3 protein-coding genes are annotated in these 2,792 nt (G+C 50.1%); all 3 read right to left on the bottom strand.

The window, feature by feature from the left end; translation table 11 throughout:
* Positions 1-830 (bottom strand): cytochrome-c peroxidase (locus tag JHD69_RS19380; protein ID WP_199141987.1); only part of this gene is annotated, 830 nt, incomplete at its 3' end.
* A 5-nt stretch (positions 831-835) separates the two neighbouring features.
* Positions 836-1,687: an MbnP family protein gene (locus JHD69_RS19375; protein WP_199141986.1), complete on the bottom strand. Its 852-nt coding sequence runs from the start codon at positions 1,685-1,687 to the stop codon at positions 836-838.
* Positions 1,684-2,792, bottom strand: a 1,109-nt coding sequence (locus tag JHD69_RS19370) for a cytochrome-c peroxidase (RefSeq protein ID WP_370583525.1), incomplete at its 5' end; no start/stop codon positions are given. The genes JHD69_RS19375 and JHD69_RS19370, both read right to left, overlap by 4 nt.

Raw genomic sequence — 2,792 nt, 5'->3', positions numbered from 1 at the left:
GTATACTGCAGGTTGCGCAGCGAAGGCACCTTGAACTTGTATTTGTCGGCTTGGATCAATGTTGTTGGATACAGTCCCAAATCGTTGATGGCGTTTGGAGGCAGTCCATTGTTGCGGAAGCTACCGTCGGTAAATAAAGGCTCCGCATGGCAACTCGCACATTTTTGCTTGAAGATGTTGTAGCCTTCCAGTTCTTCGGCTGTAAAAGACACATTTCCTTCTTTGCGCATCACCTTGTCGTACTTGGAATTGCTGCTGATGCACATCACCATGAACTGCGACAAAGCCTTCATAAAGTTTGCGGTACTGATCTGCTCGGTGCCAAAAGCGGCCTTGAACATGGTCTTGTATTTGGGCATGGCCTGCAGCTTGGCAAATACATTGGTCAGGTTTTCGTCCATTTCCTCATGTGTGGTAATGGGCACGATCGGCTGCAGGTCTAGGTCGTACACGCCTCCTCCCCACATAAAGGCTTTATTCCAGGCGAGGTTCATGATCGGCGGAGAATTCCTCGTGCCCAGCCTGTCGTCGATGCCGTGGCTCACATCGTGGCCGTGCTGGGTAAATGCCGACGACTGGATATGGCACGAACCACAGGTAATGGTATTGTTGCGCGACAGTCTCGGCTCGTAAAAAAGTGCCCTTCCCAGCTCAAAGCCTTCTTTGGTAACCTTGTTGCCCGCCAGGTTGTAAGCAGGCTCCGGAAAATTCGAGGGCCTCTGAAAGCCGAGAAACTTTGCCACAACATCGTCTATAACCGGACTGCTTTTTTTGCAGGCCACAATGAACAGCCCGATCAGAAGGAGCACCATAAAATGTTTTCTGTTCATATCGCCTAGTTTTCGGTGTGGTCGTGCCTAAATAATTGGGTAAGATTATCAGCTATGCTAGCACTATAATCGCTGAACATCACATTCGGATGGGCAGCTATGTTAAACTGGTTCTTCCCATTGAACACCTTCATGATGTCGACAAACAAGTGCACATTGCTCTGTCTATCTTTTCTCACTTTGGCTACACCTGCCGTGGTAAGATCGATGGTGACCTGCCTGATGTTGTTGATGGTAGGCGCATTATAGCCGCCAAAGAAACCGATGTGGTATTTGAACTGCTTCTGCCCGGTCGGGTCGCCATCGGCATTGTCGGGAACCGAGGGAGAATTGCCTTCCAGCCTGAAAAAGATATATCCGGCGTTCCACCCCCAGTACATGCCGCCAGAATCGTGGCCACCACCAGCTGCGGGATCGAGCACGCCTGTTCTCTTGCTCAGGTCCATCGTGCTTCTCAGGCTGTCTACGCCAACGATAAAGCTCAGTTTAGTGTAGTCGCCTTCGGGAACTTCCACTTTCGCGAACCTGGTAGATTTATCTGCTCCTTTGATCAAAAAATAGCTTTTGTCCTGGTCTACGGCATAGGTATGCCCATCGGCGGTTGATACCTTGATATTGCTGATGAAATACTGCACCATCGAAACAGTGAACTTATCGCCCGCTGCATTGGTATAAGGGCTAGCGGTATTGTTGAAGGTAAGCGTACGGTCGCCAACAATATTATCGAACTCTACAGAAAACGGGGCGAGGTTCTTCTCCTCGAACGCCGGTGCGGGATCTGATTTTTTTGAACATGAGGAGAGCATTGCCGCTGCTATAAAGCAGTAAATAGCTCTGCTGATATGTTTTTGTTTCATTTTGATTGATTTGGATTGTTTAACTTCTTGCTGCTGATAAAGGAATCATCGGTTAGTGTTTGCAGAAATGCCGTAATGGCGGCTTTTTCGCCTGCCGTGAGCGGAATTCCGGCTTGTCCATTCGATTGCCTTGCGAGTGCGTCAAGGGTTGGAGACGGCTTTATCCCCTTGTTGTAATGCTCCAGCACGGCATCGAGGCTGGCAAACCTGCCGTCGTGCATATAGGGCGCGGTAAGCATCACGTTTCTAAGCGTAGGTGTTTTGAACTTGCCCTTGTCGGCCGGATCATAGCTGATGCGGTATCGTCCCTGGTAAATTCCATCATGCGTATCGTTGCTAAAATCGCTGTCGAGCCCATTGTTGTGGTACCCGTTGTCGGTAAAGAGCACTCCCGAGTGGCAACCTCCACACTTGCTGTTTACCAAAGCCATCCCATCAAGTTCCAGACTCGTAAGGCTGGCATTGGGTTCTTTTCTGATGTAGCGGTCGTATCTCGAGTTGCCCGAGATCAGCGTCCTTTCAAATTGCGCGAGTGCCTTTACAACAAGGTTCGACTTGATTTCGCTACCGAATACCAGTTTGAAACGGTTCACGTAATCAGGTACCTGCTTCAGTTCATATTCCAGTTCCGAAAGGTTCTGGTGCATCTCATCGGGGCTGGTAAGTGGTGCAAATGCCTGCGATTCGAGGTTGGTGGAACCGCCATCCCAGAAGAGCCCGTTGTTGGCCCAAGCCAAATTGATCAGTGCGGGCGAATGTCTTGGCAAGGGAATACCCGATTCGCCGATGCTGGTCAATGCTATTCCATCGCTGAAAGCCAGTTCGGGTTTGTGGCATGATGCGCACGACAGCTTGTTGCTTCCAGAAAGCCTTGTATCGTAGAATAGCAACCTTCCCAATACAATGCCCTGCTTGGTGAGCGGATTATCAGGATCTTGGGGAGCCTTTGGAAAGTTCGCCGGAACCTCCAGGCTTGCCGCTTCCAATGCCTCGGGCAAAATGGGCGCCTCGTCCTTTTTGCAGGATGAGGCGCCCAAAAAGGCACAAGCCATCAGGACGCGCACATATCGCTTATAGGCGATAGGAGCTTCCATCTGTATTATTG

Source organism: Pedobacter sp. ASV12 (assembly GCF_016429155.1).
In the GTDB taxonomy this organism is placed as follows: Bacteria; Bacteroidota; Bacteroidia; order Sphingobacteriales; family Sphingobacteriaceae; genus Pedobacter.
This window is presented reverse-complemented; position numbering and strand designations above follow the sequence as displayed.

Coding starts and splice junctions, on each gene's coding strand:
- JHD69_RS19375 (WP_199141986.1), bottom strand. CDS start 1,687: ATGAAACAAAAACATATCAGCAGAGCTATTTACTGCTTTATAGCAGCG.